The organism is Caulobacter sp. GW821-FHT10C03, from assembly GCF_059415485.1.
Genome location: NZ_JBWKNI010000020.1, coordinates 63,547 through 83,388, shown reverse-complemented (window position 1 = coordinate 83,388; position 19,842 = coordinate 63,547). Strand labels below are relative to the sequence as shown.

Here is a 19,842-nt window from a genome sequence, read left to right as displayed (position 1 = left end):
ACCCAGTCGGTCGGCCCATAGGGCGGTAAGGGTGTTCGACCCCTCACCCTCCCACGCCTGCGGCGCGGGTCCCTCCCTCTCCCGCAAGGGGAGAGGGATCAGAGGCCCAGCAGCCGCCTCACCACGAACTCCAGCATCTCGGGCGTCAGGGGGCGGCGGGTGGCCTGGTTGTTCATGGCCAGGCCGCTGATGACGTCGATGATCAGGTCGGGATCGATCTCGGGGCCGATCTGGCCGCGCTCGACGGCGCGTTCGACGACCTGGCGGTTGTAGGCGCGGCGGCGCTGGAAGTCGTCGCTGGCGCCGTGGAAGAGCTCGGGCCGCACGCGGCTCTCGGCGATCAGGAAGCTCATGCACGGCCCCACGACCGGGTCGTTGTAGAGATCGATCATCGCCTGGCCCAGGGCGACGAGGTCGGTGACGACGTCGCCGGTGTCGGGCAGGCGGGCGAACAGGAAGGCCTCGTTGAAGGCCTCGCCCACCGCCTGCATCGGCGTGGCCCAGCGGCGGTAGAAGGTGGCGCGCGGGGCGCCGGCCTTGTCGCAGATCTTCTCCAGGGTCAGGCCCGACATGCCGTGGGCGGCCAGCACCTCCAGCGCCGCGCGCTTGAGGCGCTTTTCCACCTCGGGGTCGCGCGGCCGGCCGGGGCCGCGGCGGGGAGCGGGCGTGTCGGCGGGCGGGGCGGGCGTCTGTCCGGCGTCGAAGTCCATGACCGCAACCTAAAGGTAAATGCGAACAGCGGTCAAAAAAAGCGGCGCATCCTGGGGAGGATGCGCCGCGAAAACGCGCGATCCTGGGAAGGCTGTCCGCGCGAGGTCCGGGTCGCTGTCAGAACTTGCCTCGCGGCCCGGCGCGGGCGCTGGCAAGGTAAGGTCTCTGCGTCGATGTGGTCATACCTTAATTCGGCAATGAGGTAAGGCCAATAGTTGGCGTGGTCGAGCAGGCGTCGAGCGGCGGCTTGCGTGATATTTTTGATATCGATATCAGTTTGTCGATCCCGGTTTGGTCGCGGTGCGGCCGGCCGGGCTGTGAACGATAATCGACCGCCCGCGCGCCGATGCGCCGCCGAGGTGGAAGGGGAGGAGGCGACGCGATGAAGCCCACACGCCGCGACCTGGTCGCGCTGGCCGCGATTTCCGGCGCCGCGACGGCGGCCCAGGCGGGAGAGACCGCGCGGAGTCACCAGATCGCCTCGCCCGACGGCCGGTTGAAGGCGGTGGTCGACGTCTCGGGCGCGATCCCCCGCTGGAGCGCGACCTATGACGGCAAGCCGCTGCTGCTGCCGTCGGACCTGGGGCTATGGCTGGCCGAAGGGCGGCTGCTGGGCGAGGGCGCGAAGCTGGCCGGCGTCACGCCGCAGGTCTTCGAAGGCGACTGGTCGCCGCCGTTCGGGCAGTCGGCCCGCTACGACCAGTCGGGCCGCCAGATCACCCTGCACATGGTCGATCCCAAGGCGGGGATCCGGTTCGACATCGTCCTGCGGGTGCTGAACGGGGCGGCGGCGGTGCGCTACGTCCTGACGGGCCTCGCCAAGGGCGAGAGCCTGGCGCTGATGGGCGAGCGGACGGGCTTCCGCTTTCCCGATACCGCGCGGCTCTACGCCAGCCGCGACGAGGGCGACATCCACGTCTCCACCCAGGGCGGCCTCGCGCCGCTGGAGCATCCGGACCTGACGGGCTCGTCCGACAAGGGACCCTATGCCGATCTGCCGATCACGGTGGACGTCGGCAACGGCGTCTACGGCTTCATCGCCGAGTCCGACCGGCTGCACTATCCGCGCTGCATGGCGCGGGCGCACGACAAGGGCGGCCTCGTGACCTACCTGATGCGCTATCCGGGCCGGGCGACCGGCTGGGGCGGTCAGGACGACACGCCGGAGGAGGCGACCTTCGAGATTGCCGTGGGCCAGAAGACGCCGTGGCGCGTGCTGCTGGCGGCCGACAGCGCCAAGGGGCTGATCGAACGCCACCACGTGGTGCCGACCCTGGCGACGCCGAACCAGCTGGGCGACGTCTCGTGGGTCAGGCCCGGCCACGCCTTCCGGATCATGAAGCCCTATTCCACCGAGGCCTCGCTGAAGGCGGTCGATTTCGCCCAAAAGCGCAACATCGCCTACGTGCTGTTCGACGCTCACTGGTACGGCGACGGGACGGACGCCTCTGACCCCACCGCGCCGATCGCGGCCTTGGACCTGCAAAGGGTGATCGACTACGCCAAGGCGAGGGGTATTGGCGTGCTGGTCTATATCGACCGGGTGGCGGTGACCAAGGCGCTGACCGACATGTGCCGGCGCTACCAGCGCTGGGGCCTGGCGGGGGTGAAGCTGGGCTTCATGTGGGAGGGCCGGCAGTCGGACGTCGATTTCATCACCAAGGTGGTGCGGGCGTTCGGCGAGCACGGCATGGTCGTGAACCTGCACGACAACCTGCGGCCGGCCGGGCTGGAGCGCACCCTGCCCAACTACCTGACCCTGGAGGGGGTGAAGGGCAACGAGCAGTTCCCGGCCCCGCGCCACCACGTGAACCTGGCCTTCACCCGCCCGATCGCCGGGCCGATCGACTACACGATCTGCTACGCCCAGGAGCGCAACCAGACGACCAACGCCCACCAGCTGGCGCTGGCGGTCACCTGCTACAGCCCGCTGACCCTGCTCTACTGGTACGACAAGCCCGAGAAGTACGAGGGCCAGCCCTGGCCCGAACTGGAATGGTTCGACGCCTGCCCGACCACCTGGGACGAGACCCGGGCGATCGCCGGGGAGCTGGGCGAATACGTCGTCATCGCTCGCCGCAAGAGCCGGACCTGGTTCCTCGGCGCCCTGACCAACGAGATGGAGCGGCGGCTGGACTTGGATCTGGGCTTCCTGGGCGCGGGTAAGTGGACCGCCGTGCGCTACAAGGACGGCGACCTCGCCCGGCCGGCCAACCGCACCAAGGTGGTGATCGAGCGCCAGGCGGTGGAGGCGGGCACACGTCTTCGGTTGCAGCTGAACGCGGCGGGCGGGCAGGCGATACGGTTCGAGCCGGTGGGGTGAGGGCGGGGCGGCATTCAGAGCCCTTGGCCATTTTTCACCGAGCATCCCCGCGAAGGCGGGGATCCAAGCTGGCGTTCAGGATGAGGCGCGGCCGTTGATCACCCGCGGAATTCGGCTTGGATCCCCGCCTTCGCGGGGAACTGACGGACTGGGATGGCAGCCGGGACTGAAGGCAAAAAAACGGGGCGCCGGGCAGACGGCGCCCCTTGGTCTTGGAGTCGGGAGGAACTTGCATCCAAGAAGTGAGCGCCGCAGGGTGGCGCTTCAAGATTTGATATCGATACCAATCTATGTGATCGCTGTCAATCGGCGTTCGGCGAGAGCGGTGAGCGCCTCTACCGCGTCACCCAAAATCCGTCGAAGTCCGTCCAGCCGATCCGCGTCGCGGTGTTGGACGGCGTGCCGGCCGGGGCCTGGGCGAAGAGGCCGACCTGGCTGCCCACCCAGCGCCCCGGGCGGCTGACGAAGGGCGCGCCGACGGGGGTGAAACTCTGGCCGTCCAGGCTGTAGCTGAGGGTCACCTTGGCGTGCAGCGAGCGCAGCATCGAGGGCCAGTAGGGCGAGAACTCCGGCGGCGGATCGGCGACGACCACCGGCTCGGCGGTCATTCGCAGCCAGACGGCGGCCGGGGCCTTGGCTTGCACGACCTCGACCCGCTCGGGCTGGAACTTGTCGGCGCCCAGGCGGTCGACGCGCACCAGGGCGGGGCCGGCGGCGGTGTTCTGCAGGCCGATCCAGGCGTAGTCGGACCCGAACATCACGAGGCCCGCCCGCTCGCCGACCGCCTTGGGCGCGAAGTCGAGTTTCGTGGTCACGGTGAAGCGTTCGGCCGGCAGCTTCTGGGTCAGCAGGGCGCCTGTCTCCCACAGGTTTTCCGGCGAGGAGATCGCCTTCAGCCGCAGGCGGCCGGGCGCGGCCTTTAGGTCGGCCCAGTCGTCGGCCGGATTGGCGTTCCACTGCCAGCCCAGCGACAGGGCGCCGTCGAAATCGTCGCTGTCCTGCGGCGCGAGCAGCGGGGAGGGGGTCTTGGTCGCCGGCTTGCGGTGAGTCAGCACCGGCTGGCCTATGCCGTCGCCGTCGGGATCCTCGCCGATGACGGGCCAGCCGTCCTTCCAGGCCATGGGCTGCAGCCAGACCCGGCGGCCGTAGGAGTCGGCGTCCTGGAAGTGCAGGAACCAGTCCTCGCCGGTCGGGGTGCTCACCCAGGCGCCCTGGTGGGGGCCGTTGACCTGCGTGGGGCCCTGGTCGAGCACGTCGCGGCCCTCGTATGGGCCTGCCAGTTTGCGCGAGCGGAACACGCCCTGCCAGCCGCCCTTCACGCTGCCGCTGGGCACGAACAGATAGTACCAGCCATCCCGCTTGTAGAGCTTGGGGCCTTCGGTGGTCATCCACGGGAACGGGCCGCGCGAGGTCTGCACCTTGGGCTGCTTGTCGCCCTCGACCAGGGTGATCGTCTCGCCGACCGCGCGGTCGCCGGCCTTGTTGAGGCGGCGGGCGGTGATGACGTTGGCGAAGCCGGCGCGGCTGCGGGCGAAGGCGGTGACCAGCCAGCCCTGGCCGTCGTCGTCCCAGAACGGGGCCGGGTCGATGACGCCGCGGCGGTCGTCGACCAGCACGGGCTTGGACCACGGTCCGGCCGGGTCCTTGGCCTTGACCAGGAACACGCCGAAGTCGGGATCCGGATAGTAGATCAGGAACTCGCCGTTGCGATGGCGGATGGCCGGCGCCCAGACCCCGCCGCCGCGACGCGGCGTAGAGTGGTGCGCCACGGGGGTGATCTGGGGCAGGGCGTGGCCGATGATCGTCCAGTTGACCAGATCGGTCGACTTCAGGATCGGCAGGCCCGGCGCGTTGGTGAACGACGAGGAAACCAGGTAGTAGGCGTCGCCCACGCGGACGGCGTCGGGGTCGGAATAGTCGCCGGCCAGGACCGGGTTCCTGTAGGTCCCGTCGCCCAGGTCGGGCAGCCATGCGCGCTCGGTTTTGGGCGGTTCGGCCGCCGAGACCGGAAGCGCCGCCAGCGCCGCCGCGAGCAGAATCCACCCGCCGAATGCTCGACCCAAGCCCGCCATCACGCCTCCCGGTGTTCTTATTTTGATATCGTTATCATTGACGAAATGCCTTGTCATCCCGGCCGTAGCGAAGCGGAGCGCCGGGATCTCCCACGGCGGCCACATCTGAAGCGTGGGAGGTCCCGGCTCTACGGACCGCTGGCGCGGTCCTTCGGCCGGGATGACAAGTTTTCTGGCCTCGCGATGGAGCGTGGAGCCCGGCCTCTAGGACGGCGGCGGAGCCGTCGAGGCGCGTTCGATCAGCTGAAGTTGCGCCTGCACGTGGCCGCCGGGGTCGGCGCCGGGGCGGGAGAGGTCCATGGCCAGCTGCACGGCCGAGGCGGCCATGTCGGCGATCGGCTGGCGGATGGTGGTCAGCTCGGGCCAGACGGTGGTGGCCACCGAGGTGTCGTCGAAGCCGGCGATGCTGAGGTCGCTGGGGATCGACAGGCCAAGGCCGTGGGCGACGGCGCTGACGGCGGCGGCCATGTCGTCGTTGGCGGCGAAGATCGCCGAGGGCCGGCGGCGCAGGTTGAGCAGGTGTCGGGCCGCCTCCAGCCCGCCGCGATAGCTGAAGCCGCCGTCGGCGACATAGGCCTCGTTCACCGCTAGGCCGGCCTGCGCCATCGTCTCGCGGAAGCCCTGCTCGCGGCGCTGGGCCGTGGAGTGGGCCGGATCGCCGCGTACGAAGGCGATGTCGACATGGCCAAGGTCGATCAGATGACGCGTCATCATCCGCGCGCCGGCGAAATCGTCGATGAACACGGCCGGCGCGCCCTCGCGCGGAAAGGCGGTGGCGAAGCTGACGGCCCCGACGCCGGCCTTTTCCAGCGACTCCAGGATCGCGGCGTCATCGCACAGGGGCGGGGGCAGGATCACCGAGCCGACGCCGGCGTCGACCAGCTTCTGCACGGCCTGGGCCGGGGTCGGGTGGGCCTGGCTGGGCTCGATCAGCAGCTGGCAGCCGCTCTGGCTAGCTTGTCTAAAAGCGCCCATCAGGTAGTTCGACAGGTTCGACGAACTGGCGTTGGAATACAGCATGCCGATCAGCGAGACGCCGGTGCGGGTGGCGCGGGCCAGGGAGTTGGGCCGGTAGCCCAGGGTCTTGATGGCTTCCTCGACCTTGTCGCGCACGGCCTGGCGCACGTGCGGATAGCCGTTGACGACGCGAGAGGCGGTCATGGAGGAGACGCCCGCGGCCTGCGCCACGTCGTGGATGGTCGGCGCCTGTCGCCTCTGCGTGCTCAAGGAGTCCTCGCCCAAACTGCGACTCTCTACGGGTCGCGGCGCAGTCTAGCGAACACCGCACCGATAAGTCCAAGCGAGAGAAGGAGAAGCGCCCGGCAGCCGAACGCGCGTTTTTGCGCTGGCGTGGGCGGTGAGCGCCGTTAGGATAGATTGTTATCGTGAACAATCGCGATGCGTTCCGAGGATGGTGCGTTGGTGAAGAGTCCCCGCAAGGCCAGGCCGGCGTCCGGCGCGGAAGCGACGACCGTGACCGCGCGACCGGCCCCGCCCCGGACCTCCACCATCCACGACGTCGCCCGCCACGCCGGGGTCGGCTCGATGACCGTCTCGCGGGTGATCCGGGGCACGGCCAATGTCAGCCCGGCCATGCGCGAGCGGGTAGAGGCCTCGGTGCGGGCCCTGAACTACCAGGTCAATGTCGCGGCCCGGGCCACGCGCTCGCGCGCCTCGGCCGCCCGGGTCGGCATCCTCTACAGCAACCCCAGCGCCTCCTATCTCAGCGACATCATGATGGGCGGGCTGGAGCAGAGCTCGAAGCTGGCCAGCCACCTGATCCTGGAGCGCTGCGAGGGCCTGGCCGGCCAGAAGCAGGCGGTGAAACGGCTGCTGGCGGCGGGGGTGGACGGGGTGATCCTGCCGCCGCCGCTGTGCGACTCGCGCCAGACCATCGCCATGCTGCGGGCCGAGGGGGTGACGGTGCTGGCCTTGGCGACGGCGCGGCCGATGGTCGACGTCTCCAGCGTGCGCATCGACGACTTCGAGGGTGCGCTGGCCATGACCCGCCACCTGATCGCCCTGGGCCATCGCGACATCGCCTTCATCAAGGGCGACCCGCAGCACACCCCGACGCAGCTGCGCTACGAGGGCTTTCTGGCGGGGATGGCCGAGGCGGGGCTGGACGTGCGGCCCGAATGGGTGGCCCAGGGCCTCTTCACCTACCGCTCGGGCCTGGCGGCGGCAGAAAAGCTGTTCGAGGCGCGCCTGCGGCCCAGCGCCATCTTCGCCAGCAACGACGACATGGCCGCCGCCGCCCTGGCCGTGGCGCACGGCCGCCAGATCGCCGTGCCGCGCGACCTGACCGTCTGCGGCTTCGACGACACGGCTGTGGCCACCACCGTCTGGCCCGAGCTGACCACCATCCACCAGCCGATCGCCGAGATGGGCCGGGCGGCGGTCAGCCTGATCGTCGAGGAGATCCGCGCCCGCAAGCTGGGCGGCGATCCGGCGCCGGTGCACCACCTGCTGCCCTTCACCCTGATGGACCGCGCCTCGTCCGACGCCGCGCCGCCCTGAGGTGGCGCCGCGCGGCGGCCATTGCTAAGCTTGCGCGCATGAAGAGCGTTCTGCGTGTGATCGCCGGCCTGGCCGGCTCCCTGGTGCTGTGCGGCGTCGGCGCGGCTGACGAGAAGAGCGACAAGCCGTCCTGGCCGCAGGAGCGGATCAAGACCCTGGAGTTCCGTTGCTCGGTGATCGAGGGGCCGAAGCTGACGGCCTGCAAGCCGCTGAAGGCCGAGAAGGTCGATCCGCGTACGGTCGAATACTCCAAGGCGGCCGTCGAAGGCCTCGAAAGCTGCAAGATCGACAACTTCAAGCCGGGGACCAAGGTCACCTACGCCTATCCCTATGTCGATGATCCCAACTATCTCGACGATCCGATCAATCCGCACGTCATCAAGCGCCCGGACTATGCCGAGCCGCCGCCGCTCGCGCTGATCAAGCGGCTCTATCCGGAGCAGGCCAAGGGCAGCGGCGTGACGGGGCGGGCGGTGATCGCATGCCGTGTCGGTCTCGATGGCCGCGCGACCGACTGCAGGATCGCCGAGGAGACGCCCGTCGGCCTGGGGTTCGGCGAGGCCGGGCTGATCGCGCTGAAGGCCTTCCGTTTCACGCCTAAGCTCTATGACTGCCGGCCCGTCGACGACGGCAATATCCGGATGCCGATCGTCTTCTCGCCGCGCTGAGCGCCGCGGCCACGCATCGAAAACTTGCAGGGGCTCTGTCGGCGCGGGAGGGTTTGGATCGTCGTTCCGGGCGAGAGGTCGGCGTGGTCGGCCCCTAAGGCTGTTGGCCTAAGCGAGGAGACGAGCGATGCGAGTGATGGTGCTGGTCAAGGCCACCGAGGACAGCGAGCAGGGCTTCGTCCGCTCGCCCGAGACGATGGCGATGATGGAGGCCATGGGCCGCTTCAACGACGAACTGGCGGCGGCCGGGATCCTGGTGGCGGCCGACGGCCTCAAGCCCTCGTCGGCGGGCAAGCGGGTGGCGTTCGACGGCGCGACCCGCACGGTGATCGACGGCCCCTTCGCCCAGCCGCGCGAACTGGTCGCCGGCTTCTGGCTGTGGGAGGTCAAGGATCTGGACGAGGCGGTCGCCTGGGTGAAGCGCTGCCCCAACCCGATGCCCGGACCCAGCGAGATCGAGATCCGGCCGGTCTACGAGCTGGCGGATCTGATGGGGGATGACGCGCCCGCCTAGGCCACCTGCTCGCTCAGCAACTGGCGCGCCTCCTCCAGGCTCCACAGCCGCGCGGCGCCGCGCACGCCGGAGGCGTCGCCCCAGACGGCGGGCTTGATGCGGGTGCTCCAGCGGTCGGCGAACACGCGCCCGGCGACGAGGCCCGGCAGGCGCTGGCAGACCTCGGGCACGTTCGACAGGCCGCCGCCGACGACGATGGCGTCGGGGTCGAGGATGTTGCACAGCACCGCCACCGAGCGGCCCAGGCGGTCCATCAGCCGGTCGAAGGCGGCGGTGGCGGCGGCGTCGCCGGCTCGCCAGGCGGCGATGATCTCCTCGCCGCTGCGCGTAAGTCCCGTCGCCTCCTGGAAGTCGCGACGCAGGCCCGTGCCCGACACCCACATCTCCAGGCAGCCGTTCTGGCCGCACCAGCAGCGGGGGCCTTCGCGCTCGTCGGCGCTGGGCCAGGGCAGGGGCATGTGGCCCCACTCGCCGGCGATGCCGTTCTCGCCCTCGATCAGCTTGCCGTCGACGACGAGGCCGCCGCCGCAGCCGGTGCCCAGGATGATGGCGAACACCACCCGCGCGCCCGCGCCGGCGCCGTCGACGGCTTCCGACAGGGCCAGGCAGTTGGCGTCGTTGGCCAGCCGCACCGGCCGGGCCAGCGCCTGCGACAGGTCCTCGCGGAAGCGGCGGCCGTTCAGGTACAGCGAGTTGGCGTTGCGCATCACGCCGGTGGCCGGCGAGATCGAGCCGGGCGCGCCGATTCCCAGGGTGCCGCGCGCGCCGAGCTTCTGCTCCAGCTCGCCGACCAGGTCGCGGACGACGCTCAGGGCCTTGTCGTAGTCGCCCGGATTGGGAACGCGGGCCTTGGCCAGCACCTTGCCGCTGGCGTCCAGGGCGGCGGCCTCCACCTTGGTGCCGCCGAAATCCACGCCGATCTGAATCACCAGTAGGGCTCCCAAACCCGGGTGAGGCGGACCAGCGCCTCGAGGAAGAAGTAGTCGCCCCACAGGCAGGCCTCGTCGACGCCGACGCGGTTGGGCATGTGGTAGACGCCGTGGGCCAGGATCCCGGTCCCGGGCTCGCCCAGCGGCAGCAGGTAGCGCTCGCCCAGCGTCTCGACCATGGCCAGGGCGGCGGCCTCGTAGGTCTCGCGGTCGGGATCGGCCAGCGGCAGGGCGCGGGCCAGCTCCAGCAGGCCGCAGGCGGCGATGGCGGCGGCCGAGCTGTCGCGCTCGGCGTCCGTGAACACCAGGTCCCAGCAGCAGATCAGGTCGCCTGGCAGGCGGTTGAGGAAGTAGTTGGCCAGCCGCGCCGCCAGGGCGATCAGGGCCGGATCGGCCTTGTAGCGATGCACCAGCGGGAAGCCCGAGACGCCCCAGGCCTGGCCCCGCGCCCAGCACGAGTCGTCGCTGAAGCCCTGGTGGGTGCTGCCGCGCAGCGGCGCGCCCGATTTTGGGTCCATGTAGAAGGTATGGAAGGTCGAGGCGTCGGGCCGCACGATGTGGCGGGCGGCCTCCTCGATGTGACGATCGGCGGCGATCCTGAAGGTCGGGTCGCCGGTCTCCTCGCTGGCCCAGTAGAGCAGGGGCAGGTTCAGGTTGCAGTCGATGATCATCCGCCCGGCCTGCTCGGGATCGGAAAGATCGCCCCAGGCCTGGATGATGCCGGCGGCCGGCAGGTAGCGGGTCATCAGCCGGCGAGCCGCGGCCAGGGCCGCCTGGCGGGCGCCGATGTTGCCGGTCAGCTTCCACCCCGCCACGCAGGACAGCGAATAGAGGAAGCCCAGGTCGTGGTGGTCGACGTTGATCTCGCGGTCGATGCGGTCGCGGAAGCTCTCGACCTGGCGCTCGGCGGCCTGGCGGTAGCGGGGCTCGCCGCTGGCCTCGAAGGCCAGCCACAGCATCCCGGTCCAGAAGCCGTTGGTCCACTCGGTGTTGTCCATCGGCGCATAGACCCCGCCCTCGCTGGAGGGCCTGGGAAAGGCGTCGGTGAAGCGGTCGAGGCTGACGTCGATGCGGGCCAGGACGGCGGCGATGATGGCGTCGAGCCTGGCCCGGTCGGGGCGCGGGCGCGCCAGGATCTCGTCGGCGCGGGCGATGGGCTCGCGGGCGGTGGTGGTGTCGGGCATCTTCAGTTGACCTTGGCCACGTCGGCGCCGCCGAGGTCGGCCTGGGCTAGAGCCGGATCGGGCTCGGCGTCCTTGGCGGGCCGGTCTTGCGGCGGGGTGGGCGAGAGGGCGAACACCGAGGCGACCCAGAAGGCGGCCGCGAACAGGGCGATCAGCAGGTAGGTGCTGGGGAAACCGATCAGGTCGTAGCTCTTGCCGACGATCGGCGACAGGATCGCCAGGCCCAGCGAGTGCCCGAAGCTGACGCCGACCAGATAGAGCGTCGAGGCCAGGCGGCTTTCGAAGTGGAAGGCGATGTAGCGGAAGATCGACACCACCAGGATCGGCAGCTCCAGCGAGTGCAGCATCTTCATCGCCGAGATCGGCACGGGGCCGTGCACCAGGCCCGAGCCCGCGATGCGCACGATCATGATCGCCGCGGCCAGCAGCAGGCCGTTCTTGGCCCCGATCCTGTTCACGACGAACGGCGCGACGAACAGCATGCCCGCCTCGAGGAAGATCTGGGCCGAGTTCAGGTAGCCGAACATGGCCGCGCCCTGTTTCGGGTCGGCGAAGTGCGAGGCGTAGAAGGCCGGGAACTGCTGGTCGTAGACGAGATAGAGGTTGGTCACGCCCAGGATCAGCACCATGAAGCCCCAGAACTTCGGCAGCCGGAAGATGGCCATGGCGTCGGCGGGCTTCAGCGCGTCGGAGCGCTCACGCTCGTCGGCGCTGGGCTCGATCTTGGCGAAGGCCAGCAGCGGCAGCAGGACGAGGCCCGCGCACGAGGCCAGGGCGAAGTTGTAGAGCGGATCCATGTTGAACAGCCGGCCCGAGAAGAAGGCGGCGGCCGCGAAGCCGAGCGAGCCCCACAGGCGGGCGCGGCTGTATTCGAAGCCATACTTGCGGCCCACCCGGTCGACGAACGACTCCAGGGCGTAGCTGCCGGCGATGAAGGTGATCCCGAGATAGGCCCCGCCGGCGATCGCGCCCAGCAGCAGGTTGGTCTTCAGCAGTGGACCGTAGACGAAGGCGAAGAAGGCGCCCGACAGCACCACCAGGCCGCTGATCAGCCACAGGACATGCTTGCGCAGCCCGACCTTGTCGGAAACGAAGCCGTAGAGCGGCTGGGAGAGCATCGCGAAGATGAAGTTGGCGGCGAAGACCACGCCGGTCTGCGCGCCGGAGAGGCCCAGGGTCCGCTTCAACCACAGGGCCAGCAGCGAGATGCTCATGGCCTGGGCGAAGAAGTAGAAGAAGAGGAAGGCGCTCAGCAGCGCGTAGTTCTTCCGGAAACCCATGCGACTCCCTCCCATCGCCGCGCCGTCCGCGCTTCATGGCGCGGTCGGTCCAGCCGTTCGGTCATAGACCAAACTGATAACGATACCAAGCGCTTTTGCGCCCTTCTCCGCCTGCGAAGCCGGGGCTTGCATGGCGTGTCTGATATCGATATCAATTAGCAGCCTTCGGGCGTCCCGCAAGCGATTTCGACGCGCCGTCTCTTTCGGGGCGCCGGCCGTCCGGGCCAATCAAGACGCCGCGTCAGAGCGTCGACCAGGGGAGAGACAAGGATGCGTTCGCCTGCTCGTGGAATTCCGGCCCTGCTCGCCGCCGTTGCGTTCGGCGCGCTTCTAAGCGGCGCGGCCTGGGCGGAAGAAACGCCCGGCCTCGTCATCCATCCGTTGCCGCCGGGCGGGCTGTTCTACACCATGCACAACGACACGTTCACGGTGCGGGTGCGCAAGCCGGGCGGCCCCTGGCGCGACCTCTACGAATACACCGCCAAGGTCGATTCCGACGGACCCAGCGACGTGTCGGTGGTGCAGTTCGACTTTACGGGGCCGGTCGAGATCGGCGTGCGCAAGAACAATGGCGACTTCAAGCGCGTCGAGGTGCGGCCCACCCGCAACGCCATCAGGCACAAGGTCGAGAAGGGCGTCGTCACCTTCACCATCGACAAGCCGCAGAACCTGTCGGTCGAGTTCGACGGCGACCGGCTGCACAACCTGCTGATCTTCGCCGGCGCGCCGATCGCGCGGCCCGCGCCCGGCCCCGACGTGGTGTTCTACGAGCCCGGCCTGCACGCCCCGCCCGGCGGCGGCCAGTATTTCCCGGTCAAGTCGGGTCAGACGATCTACGTCGCCGGCGGGGCCGTGCTGCAGGGGACCTTCAAGCCCGAGGGCGTCGAGAACGTGCGGATCATCGGCCGCGGGATCATCGACCGGCCGGCCGAGCAGCTGGTGGTGCAGGGCTCGAAGAACGTCACGGTCGAGGGCCTGACCTTTCTGACGCCCAAGCACGGCACGATCGCCTGCGCGTCGTCGAGCAATGTGACCTTCCGCGACTTCCGGACCCTGTCGAACGGCTCGTGGTCGGACGGCGTCAACGTCTTCGCCTGCAGCGACGTGACCGTCGAGCGGGCCTTCATCCGCACCTCCGACGACAGCGTGGCGGTCTACGCCACCCGCAAGGACGGCAAGGGCGACACCCGGCGGGTGCGGGTGCGCGACTCGATCTTCTGGCCCGACGTCGCCCACGCGGTGTTCATCGGTCTGCACGGCGACAGCGAAAAGCCCAACGTGCTGGAGGATCTGCGCTTCGAGAACATCGACATCCTGGGCCTCGACGAGGACGACCCCGAATACCAGGGCGCGCTGGCGATCAGCGCCGGCGACACCAACACCGTGCGCGACGTGGTGTTCGACGGAATCCGGGTGGATCAGATCGAGGAGGGCAAGCTCTTCAACGTGCGCACGGTGTTCAACGCCAAGTACGGCACGAGTCCGGGGCTGCTGGTCGACGGGGTGGTCTTCCGCGACATCGACTTCACCGGCGACGGCTGGCCCAGCCCCTCGACGCTCTCGGGCTACGGGCCTGACCGGCCGGTGAGGAACATCCGCTTCGAGAACGTGACCATTGGCGGAAAGCGGCTGAAGGCGGCCGATCCGGCGGTGATCGAGATCGGTCCCAATGTCGAAGGGGTGAGCTTCAAGTGACCGCCTCGCCTGGCCTCTTCTGGGCGCCGCTGAAGCGCACCGGCCGTGTGGCGCTGTACCGGCAGCTGGCCGACCGGCTGCGGGCGGCGATCCTCGATGGCGAGCGCCGCCTGCCGACCGAGCGCGAGCTGGCCAGCGGCTTCACGGTGGCCAGGATCACCGTCCGGGCGGCGCTCGACCTGCTGGCGGCCGACGACCTGATCTCGCGCCGGCCCAGGCATGGAACGGTGGTGAAGGCGCGCGACCGCGCAGGTGAAGTATCGCTGCATGCATGAAATCGGTCGGCACGATCGAGAGTGAAGTCATCGCGCCGCATGCATCCTGAAGTTTTCATTCGGCGCTGTGCTGATCGCACGTAGCGGACGATGTCGCATTGATGATCGAAAGCTGTCGGCATTGCTGGCGACGCGCCGTCTATCGTGCGTTCACGTCGTGCGAATGTTTCCGACATGTCGGCGTCGAAACCCCGTTGACAGCGTTCAAAATGCGCTGATATCGATAACAACAAGCCGATCGGGGCGCCTGGGGCGCTCTCGAAAACGACAAGGCGGTCGGCGCGCCGGCCCCGCCGCGAGGCGAGGTCGGGCTGAAAGTCCGAAGGGGAGGATAGGATGGCTGGTTACGGCCCGAAGCGCGGATGCAACCGCGCCCTGCAGGTTTCTCACATGGTTCTGGCCCTGGCCGCCGGCGCGAGCGCGATGTCGGTCGCCGCCGCGGCGCAGGCCCAGGCGCCCGCCAAGACCACGGCGGCCGAAGCGGCCAAGCCGGCGCCGGTCACGGTCGAGACCACGGCGGTCGACGAGGTGATCGTCACCGGCGTCATGGTCGGCACCGCCGCCAAGAAGGCCAATGTCTCGTTCTCGGTGCTGAACGAGGACGACATGAGCAAGTTCACGCCGATCAGCGCCGACGACATGCTGCGCGACATGCCCGGCGTGGTGGTCGAGTCCAACGACGGCGTGGCCCGCAACGAGGTCTTCACTCGCGGCATGACCATCGGCACCGGGGCCAACACCTCGGGCTATTTTTGGACGACGATCCTGGAAGACGGCCTGCCGGTCGTGCCGTTCAAGTTCAGCGGCTTCCAGGACGGCTATTTCTACCGCGCCGACATCTCGACCAGCCGGGTCGAGTCGGTGCGCGGCGGCTCGTCGGCCACGGGCGTCACCACCTCGGTCGGCGCGACCTTCAACTACATCACCGGCAAGGTGAAGCCGGGGGCGGTGATCCAGACCCGCATCGGCTTCGAGGGCGAGGACCTGCACCTGTCGTGGAAGCAGGTCGACGCCGCCTACGGCTGGGTCAATGACAAGGGCGACTTCGGCGTCGGCCTCAGCGGCTTCTACCGCAAGTCCAGCGGCCAGGTGGATCCGGGCTTTGACCTGAACCACGGCGGCCAGTTCAAGGTGAACCTCTACAAGGACTACGACACCGCCAACGGTTCGGGTTCGTTCAACCTGATCTACAAGCACCTGGACGACACCAACGCCGAGCTGACCACCTTCCAGCAGCCGACCTACGGCTACCAGGATCCGGAAGAGATCCCGGGCTTTGGCCGCGACGTGAACCTGTTCATGAACGGCGGCCAGCAGACGGTGCCGAACTACTTCAAGAGCGGCACCCACAGCCTCGATCCGTCGGACGGCTATCGCTACAAGCAGGACGCCCTGTCGCTGCGCTGGAACCACGACATCGGCGAGCGCCTGACCTTCACCGGCGCGGCGCGGATCCAGAAGTCGACCTATCGCGGCCAGTCGTACAAGCCCCAGGGCCTGGCCTCGCTGGGCTCGGCGGCGGCGACGCGCGAGCGCTTCGGCCTCAACATCAACAACCTGGACCGCACGCCGGGCTATTACGTCTTCACCAACGCCGCCGGCCAGGAAGTGGCCCGCGTGGCCAACAACGTCGCCGGCTCGCAGCTGGGGACCAACTACCGCACGGGCGTGGCCTGTCCGCGGGTGACGGCGACGACCTTCCAGACCGCCAGCCTGTGCATCGTCGGCAACACCCTGCCCAACCGCGACATCGACATGCGCGGCGGCCTGGTCACGGCCACCATCCCCAGCGCCGACGGCAGCTACAATTCCGGCACGGTGCCCACCGGCACGAGCTCGCAGGACCTGGTGCTGCTGACCCGGGCCGAGGACAACTACCGTGAATCCGTCGACTACATGGGCAACTTCACGGCCACCTATCGCGGCGACACCTGGAGCGTGAACGGCGGCCTCTACGTCTCGCGCTCGGAGCAGGTGAACGACAACTGGGCCAACGGCCTGGGGGTGTCGGCCTGGGCCGACGGTCAGGTGCAGAACCTGAACGTCAAGTACGTGACCAACGGCGGCACGAGCTACCAGCTGACCGACGCCGGCGGCTGGGGCTCATACGGCAGCGGCCTGTTCACCACCGTCTCGCAGCGCGCCCGGATCATGGAGCTGTCGCCCTATGCCGGCTTTGCCTGGTCGCCCAACAAGCACTGGGATTTCAACGGCAGCATCAAGTACCAGTACTTCCACGCCCGGACCTATTCGGAGACCTGGGACACCCGCAATTCCGGCGCCGCCTCGCTGACCAACGGCGGCCTGGATGGCGATCCGCTGACCGTCTACGACAACGTCTACATGACCAAGACGGCCTCGAAGATGATCGGCGCCGACAAGGACCTGAGCCTCGTCGATTACAGCGTCGCCATCGGCTACAACTTCACCGACAAGCACAAGATCTATTACCGCTACACCGACGCCAAGCAGCCCTCGTCGGGCGTGGTCAACCGCTACTCGACGGCGGCGACCCTGGTGCGGCCGCTGGGCCCGACGGCCTACATCAAGGGCCACGAGGCCGCCTACACCTTCGGCGACCGGCGCTTCAACGGCCAGATCACCTATTTCTACCAGAACTTCGCGGTGAACGATTATCCGACCGCGGTCGATACCGACAACGTCTCGACCTACCTGCTGCCCGAGAACTTCAACCGCTACTTCACGCGCGGGGTCGAGGCCTGGGCCAAGTGGAAGGTGACGCGGAACCTGGAATGGAACCCGTCCGTCACCTTCCTGAACGGCAAGACCACCGAGGCCTATGTCTGGCTCAACACCGGGGCCAACGGCCTGGGCGCTTCGGACGACGTGCTGCGCGTCGATGCGGGCATCCTGTCGCGCTCGCCCAAGTGGACGCTCAGCAACACGGTATCGTACCGCTACGGCGACTTCCGCTTCAACGTCCGCCATCGCTGGATGGACGTGCGCAAGCTGAACACCAACTCGCTGGATCACCGCTACCTGCCCGAACAGGACAACCTGGACATCTCGGTCCAGTACAGCGGCCTGAAGAAGACCCAGGTCACGCTCGACGTCCGCAACGTGCTCGATAAGGACTACATCTCGGCCTACGACCCGATGATCAGCACCAACCTGCCGACCAATGTGCAGGTCTATGACGTGGTCGCGCAGCTGCCGGAGTCCGGCTACCTGATCAAGCGCAACGCCCCGCGCTCGGTGTGGCTGACCGTCCGCAAGGAGTTCTAGGCCCTCGGGTTGGAATTCCCGGTGAGGCGAGGGCGCTCCTCGCCTCACCGGCCTGTCTCAACACTTCTCGGCGAGCGGCGCGCATGACCCGACATCGACTGATCCTCGGCGCCGGCGCGCTGTTCGGCCTGATCGCCTCGTCGGCCCAGGCCGCGTCCCCGCTGATCGACAAGGTCGTGTTCGGCGACGCGGCTTCCGAGACCGCTCACGCGGTCGACGCCAAGGCCTCGGAGCTGGTGACCGGCGGCCTGGGCGTCGCGGCCCGACGCCTGCCGCCCGCGGCGCCGGGCGAGCGCTTCAGCGGCGAGCTGAAATTCAGCCTGGCGGTCGATCCGGCGATCCAGAACTACGCCTCGATCCGGCTGTGGGGCGGCGACGTCAACGACGGCAAGCTGGTGCTGTTCTGCGACGGCCGGCAGGTGGGCTACCGCCACCTCGGTGACGTCGAGATCCTCGACATCGGAACCCAGGCTCCGCCCTTCGCCGGGCGCTTCACCTACCGCACCTTCCCGCTGCCGATCACCCTGACCAGGGGCCGTTCACGGCTGGACTGCACCATCCGCGCCAGCGGGCCGTTCGCGGTCTACACCCAGAAGTTCGAGAGCTTCCAGAAGCCGATGGCCCAGGCCTCGCGGCCGATCTACGCGCTCTACGTCCACGCCGATCCGTTTCTCGACAGCGGCGATGCGACGGGCCAGGCGCCGCCCCTTGCGGCCGCGCCGACGGCGGGTCCCGAGGTGCTGGACGAGCTGAAGGTCCGGGTGAACCGCGAGATCGAGCGCAAGCTGGCCCAGCCGGGTCCGGTGGAACTGCTCGAAGCCCAGTTCCTGGCCCGCGCCTATCGCCTGGACTGGACGAAGGCCTACAAGAACCCGGCCGTGCTGAAGAAGCTGGTGCAGGCCGGCGACGCCTATGCCGTGCGGTTCCAGGCCGATCCGACCAGCGTCTTCGTCGACGGCTCGCGCACCAATCCCGACTGGGAGGTGCTGGGCCCCTACGGCAAGGTGCTGCGCCTGCTGGACGCCGACGTCGCGCCCTATCTCGACGCGCCGGTTGAAGGCGGAACGGGCAGCCGCCGCGAGGCCTACGCCCGGATGCTGGACGCCGGGCTGCGCTACGCCCTGACCCATCGGCGGCTCTACACCAACCAGTCGATGATCGTGGACCTGCAAGGGATCTACTGGAGCAACGAAGGCCTGCGGGCCCTGGCCAGTCCGCTGGCGCGGCCCGAGCCGCAGATGCGCCGGTTCCTCTACGAGTCGATGGGTCTTTCGCCCTGGAGCGGCAGCCTCGACGAGGCTGGCAAGCCGACCTTCTCCAGTTCCGCCGCCGACACGGGCGGCTTCCGCTCGGCGGACGGCTACAGGCTGTTCACCGAAGCCGGGCTGTCCAAGGAGCTGGGCTATGTGGGCAGCTACGGCGAGATCCTCGACTGGGCGGCGGGCATCTATCTGGCCACCGCGCCAGGGCTGGGCGGGCAGGGCGATCCGGCGCTGCGCGACCAGCTGCTGAAGATGGCCTGGGCGCGCCTGCCGTTCCGCTATCCGGGGATCGACGGCGAGGGCGCGGCGACCATGCTGCTGGAGGCGCCGATCGGCTGGCGCGATCCGGTCTATCCCGGCGCGACCACCTATGTGCAGAAGTCGGGCTGGGACAACACGCCGTTCCAGGTCGCCGTCGCCACCCGCGATCCGCAACTGATGGCCATCGCCCGCCAGGCCCTGGACGACGGCCAATACTACGCCGTGCTGCGCGACCGCCTGAAGGACAGGAACCAGCGCACCACGATCGGCCTGCTCGACGCCTATGACGAATGGCTGGCGGTGAAGGCCTGGCCCAAGTCGAACGTGAAGCTGCCGATGACGTCGGGCCAGCCCGACTTCGTGTTCGCCGATCCCGAGGACGGGGTGGTGGCGATCAAGAACGGCGACGAGGCGCTTTACGCCTCGCTCTACTGGCGGGCCAATTGCGGGGTGAACCGGCTGGCGCGGTTCCACTACCAGACCCCGACCATCGACCGCATCGCCACCATCGCCGCGCGGGTGGACTTCGAGCCCAGCGGCAAGACCTGCGTGCGCCGCGCGACGCCGCACATCTCGGCCGGCTCGATCCCGATCGTCGCCTATCCGGGCGAGGCGCCGGCGGCGCTGGAGGGCGAGGTGCTGCCGGTGGCCAAGGGCCCGCCCGAGGCCCGCTACAAGGACCAGGACAATCCCTATGCCGGCCGCGGCCAGTACTACGAGGCGACTTACGGTCCCTACCGCATCGCCATGAACGCCGGGACCAAGGCGGTGGTCGTCGCCCTGCCCAAGGCGGCGGGCGAGCGGGTCGATCTGGTGAGCAAGCGCAAGCTGGCGACGGACGCCGCCAGCCTGACCTTGGCGCCGGGCGCGACGGCGGTGATCTGGTCGCCGGGGCGGTAGGC

The 19,842-nt window shown here is 68.9% G+C and carries 14 protein-coding genes; 8 read left to right on the top strand and 6 right to left on the bottom strand.

The genetic code is table 11. The features are described 5' to 3' along the window. Positions 1-98 precede the first annotated feature (98 nt). Entirely contained in the window at positions 99-710 is a 612-nt protein-coding gene (locus tag AC07NG_RS21170) for a TetR/AcrR family transcriptional regulator (RefSeq protein ID WP_494596170.1), read from the bottom strand. A gap of 383 nt (positions 711-1,093) precedes the next feature. On the opposite strand from AC07NG_RS21170, the gene AC07NG_RS21165 reads away from it, so the two are divergent. Continuing rightward, positions 1,094-3,034 (top strand): glycoside hydrolase family 97 protein, encoded by a 1,941-nt coding sequence (locus AC07NG_RS21165; RefSeq protein ID WP_494596168.1) that lies wholly within the window; start codon positions 1,094-1,096, stop codon positions 3,032-3,034. 335 nt (positions 3,035-3,369) lie between these two features. Here the strand turns inward: AC07NG_RS21165 and AC07NG_RS21160 are convergent, their stop codons facing one another. Both AC07NG_RS21160 and AC07NG_RS21155 read right to left on the bottom strand, forming a co-directional pair. Continuing rightward, positions 3,370-5,106 carry a glycoside hydrolase family 43 protein gene (locus tag AC07NG_RS21160; protein ID WP_494596167.1) on the bottom strand — a complete coding sequence of 579 codons (1,737 nt, stop codon included), beginning with the start codon at positions 5,104-5,106 and terminating at the stop codon, positions 3,370-3,372. Positions 5,107-5,310: 204 nt separating this feature from the next. Continuing rightward, the gene (locus AC07NG_RS21155) at positions 5,311-6,294 is read right to left on the bottom strand and encodes a LacI family DNA-binding transcriptional regulator (protein WP_494596196.1); all 984 of its coding nucleotides are present in this window, start codon (positions 6,292-6,294) and stop codon (positions 5,311-5,313) included. Between the two features lie 285 nt (positions 6,295-6,579). Between AC07NG_RS21155 and AC07NG_RS21150 the strand changes: the two genes are divergently transcribed. From AC07NG_RS21150 to AC07NG_RS21140, 3 genes are all read left to right on the top strand, one after another. Then, on the top strand, positions 6,580-7,626 hold the full coding sequence (locus AC07NG_RS21150) for a LacI family DNA-binding transcriptional regulator (RefSeq protein ID WP_370444001.1): 1,047 nt from the start codon (positions 6,580-6,582) through the stop codon (positions 7,624-7,626). Between the two features lie 38 nt (positions 7,627-7,664). Continuing rightward, positions 7,665-8,294, top strand: coding sequence for a TonB family protein (locus AC07NG_RS21145; RefSeq protein ID WP_494596165.1), 630 nt, complete (start codon positions 7,665-7,667; stop codon positions 8,292-8,294). A gap of 127 nt (positions 8,295-8,421) precedes the next feature. Beyond that, the gene (locus AC07NG_RS21140) at positions 8,422-8,808 is read left to right on the top strand and encodes a YciI family protein (RefSeq protein WP_494596163.1); all 387 of its coding nucleotides are present in this window, start codon (positions 8,422-8,424) and stop codon (positions 8,806-8,808) included. Here the strand turns inward: AC07NG_RS21140 and AC07NG_RS21135 are convergent. The 3 genes from AC07NG_RS21135 to AC07NG_RS21125 are packed head-to-tail and all read right to left on the bottom strand — an operon-like array spanning position 8,805 to position 12,201. Continuing rightward, the gene (locus tag AC07NG_RS21135) at positions 8,805-9,737 is read right to left on the bottom strand and encodes an ROK family protein (protein WP_494596162.1); all 933 of its coding nucleotides are present in this window, start codon (positions 9,735-9,737) and stop codon (positions 8,805-8,807) included. The two genes, AC07NG_RS21140 and AC07NG_RS21135, sit on opposite strands and share 4 nt — an antisense overlap. Then, on the bottom strand, positions 9,734-10,921 hold the full coding sequence (locus AC07NG_RS21130) for a glycoside hydrolase family 88 protein (RefSeq protein WP_494596161.1): 1,188 nt from the start codon (positions 10,919-10,921) through the stop codon (positions 9,734-9,736). The genes AC07NG_RS21135 and AC07NG_RS21130 overlap by 4 nt, the downstream gene beginning before the upstream one ends. Positions 10,922-10,923: 2 nt before the next feature. Then, positions 10,924-12,201 (bottom strand): oligosaccharide MFS transporter, encoded by a 1,278-nt coding sequence (locus tag AC07NG_RS21125; protein ID WP_494596160.1) that lies wholly within the window; start codon positions 12,199-12,201, stop codon positions 10,924-10,926. Positions 12,202-12,471: 270 nt separating this feature from the next. On the opposite strand from AC07NG_RS21125, the gene AC07NG_RS21120 reads away from it, so the two are divergent. The 4 genes from AC07NG_RS21120 (at position 12,472) to AC07NG_RS21105 (ending at position 19,840) form a co-directional block, all read left to right on the top strand. Beyond that, complete coding sequence (locus tag AC07NG_RS21120) at positions 12,472-13,896, top strand: glycosyl hydrolase family 28 protein (RefSeq protein ID WP_494596159.1); 1,425 nt, start codon at positions 12,472-12,474, stop codon at positions 13,894-13,896. Continuing rightward, positions 13,893-14,171: a GntR family transcriptional regulator gene (locus AC07NG_RS21115; RefSeq protein WP_492857356.1), complete on the top strand. Its 279-nt coding sequence runs from the start codon at positions 13,893-13,895 to the stop codon at positions 14,169-14,171. The genes AC07NG_RS21120 and AC07NG_RS21115 overlap by 4 nt, the downstream gene beginning before the upstream one ends. Before the next feature lie 336 nt (positions 14,172-14,507). Beyond that, entirely contained in the window at positions 14,508-17,417 is a 2,910-nt protein-coding gene (locus AC07NG_RS21110; RefSeq protein WP_494596157.1) for a TonB-dependent receptor plug domain-containing protein, read from the top strand. Positions 17,418-17,500: 83 nt separating this feature from the next. Further along, positions 17,501-19,840: a hypothetical protein gene (locus AC07NG_RS21105; protein ID WP_494596156.1), complete on the top strand. Its 2,340-nt coding sequence runs from the start codon at positions 17,501-17,503 to the stop codon at positions 19,838-19,840. The last annotated feature ends 2 nt before the right edge of the window (positions 19,841-19,842 follow it).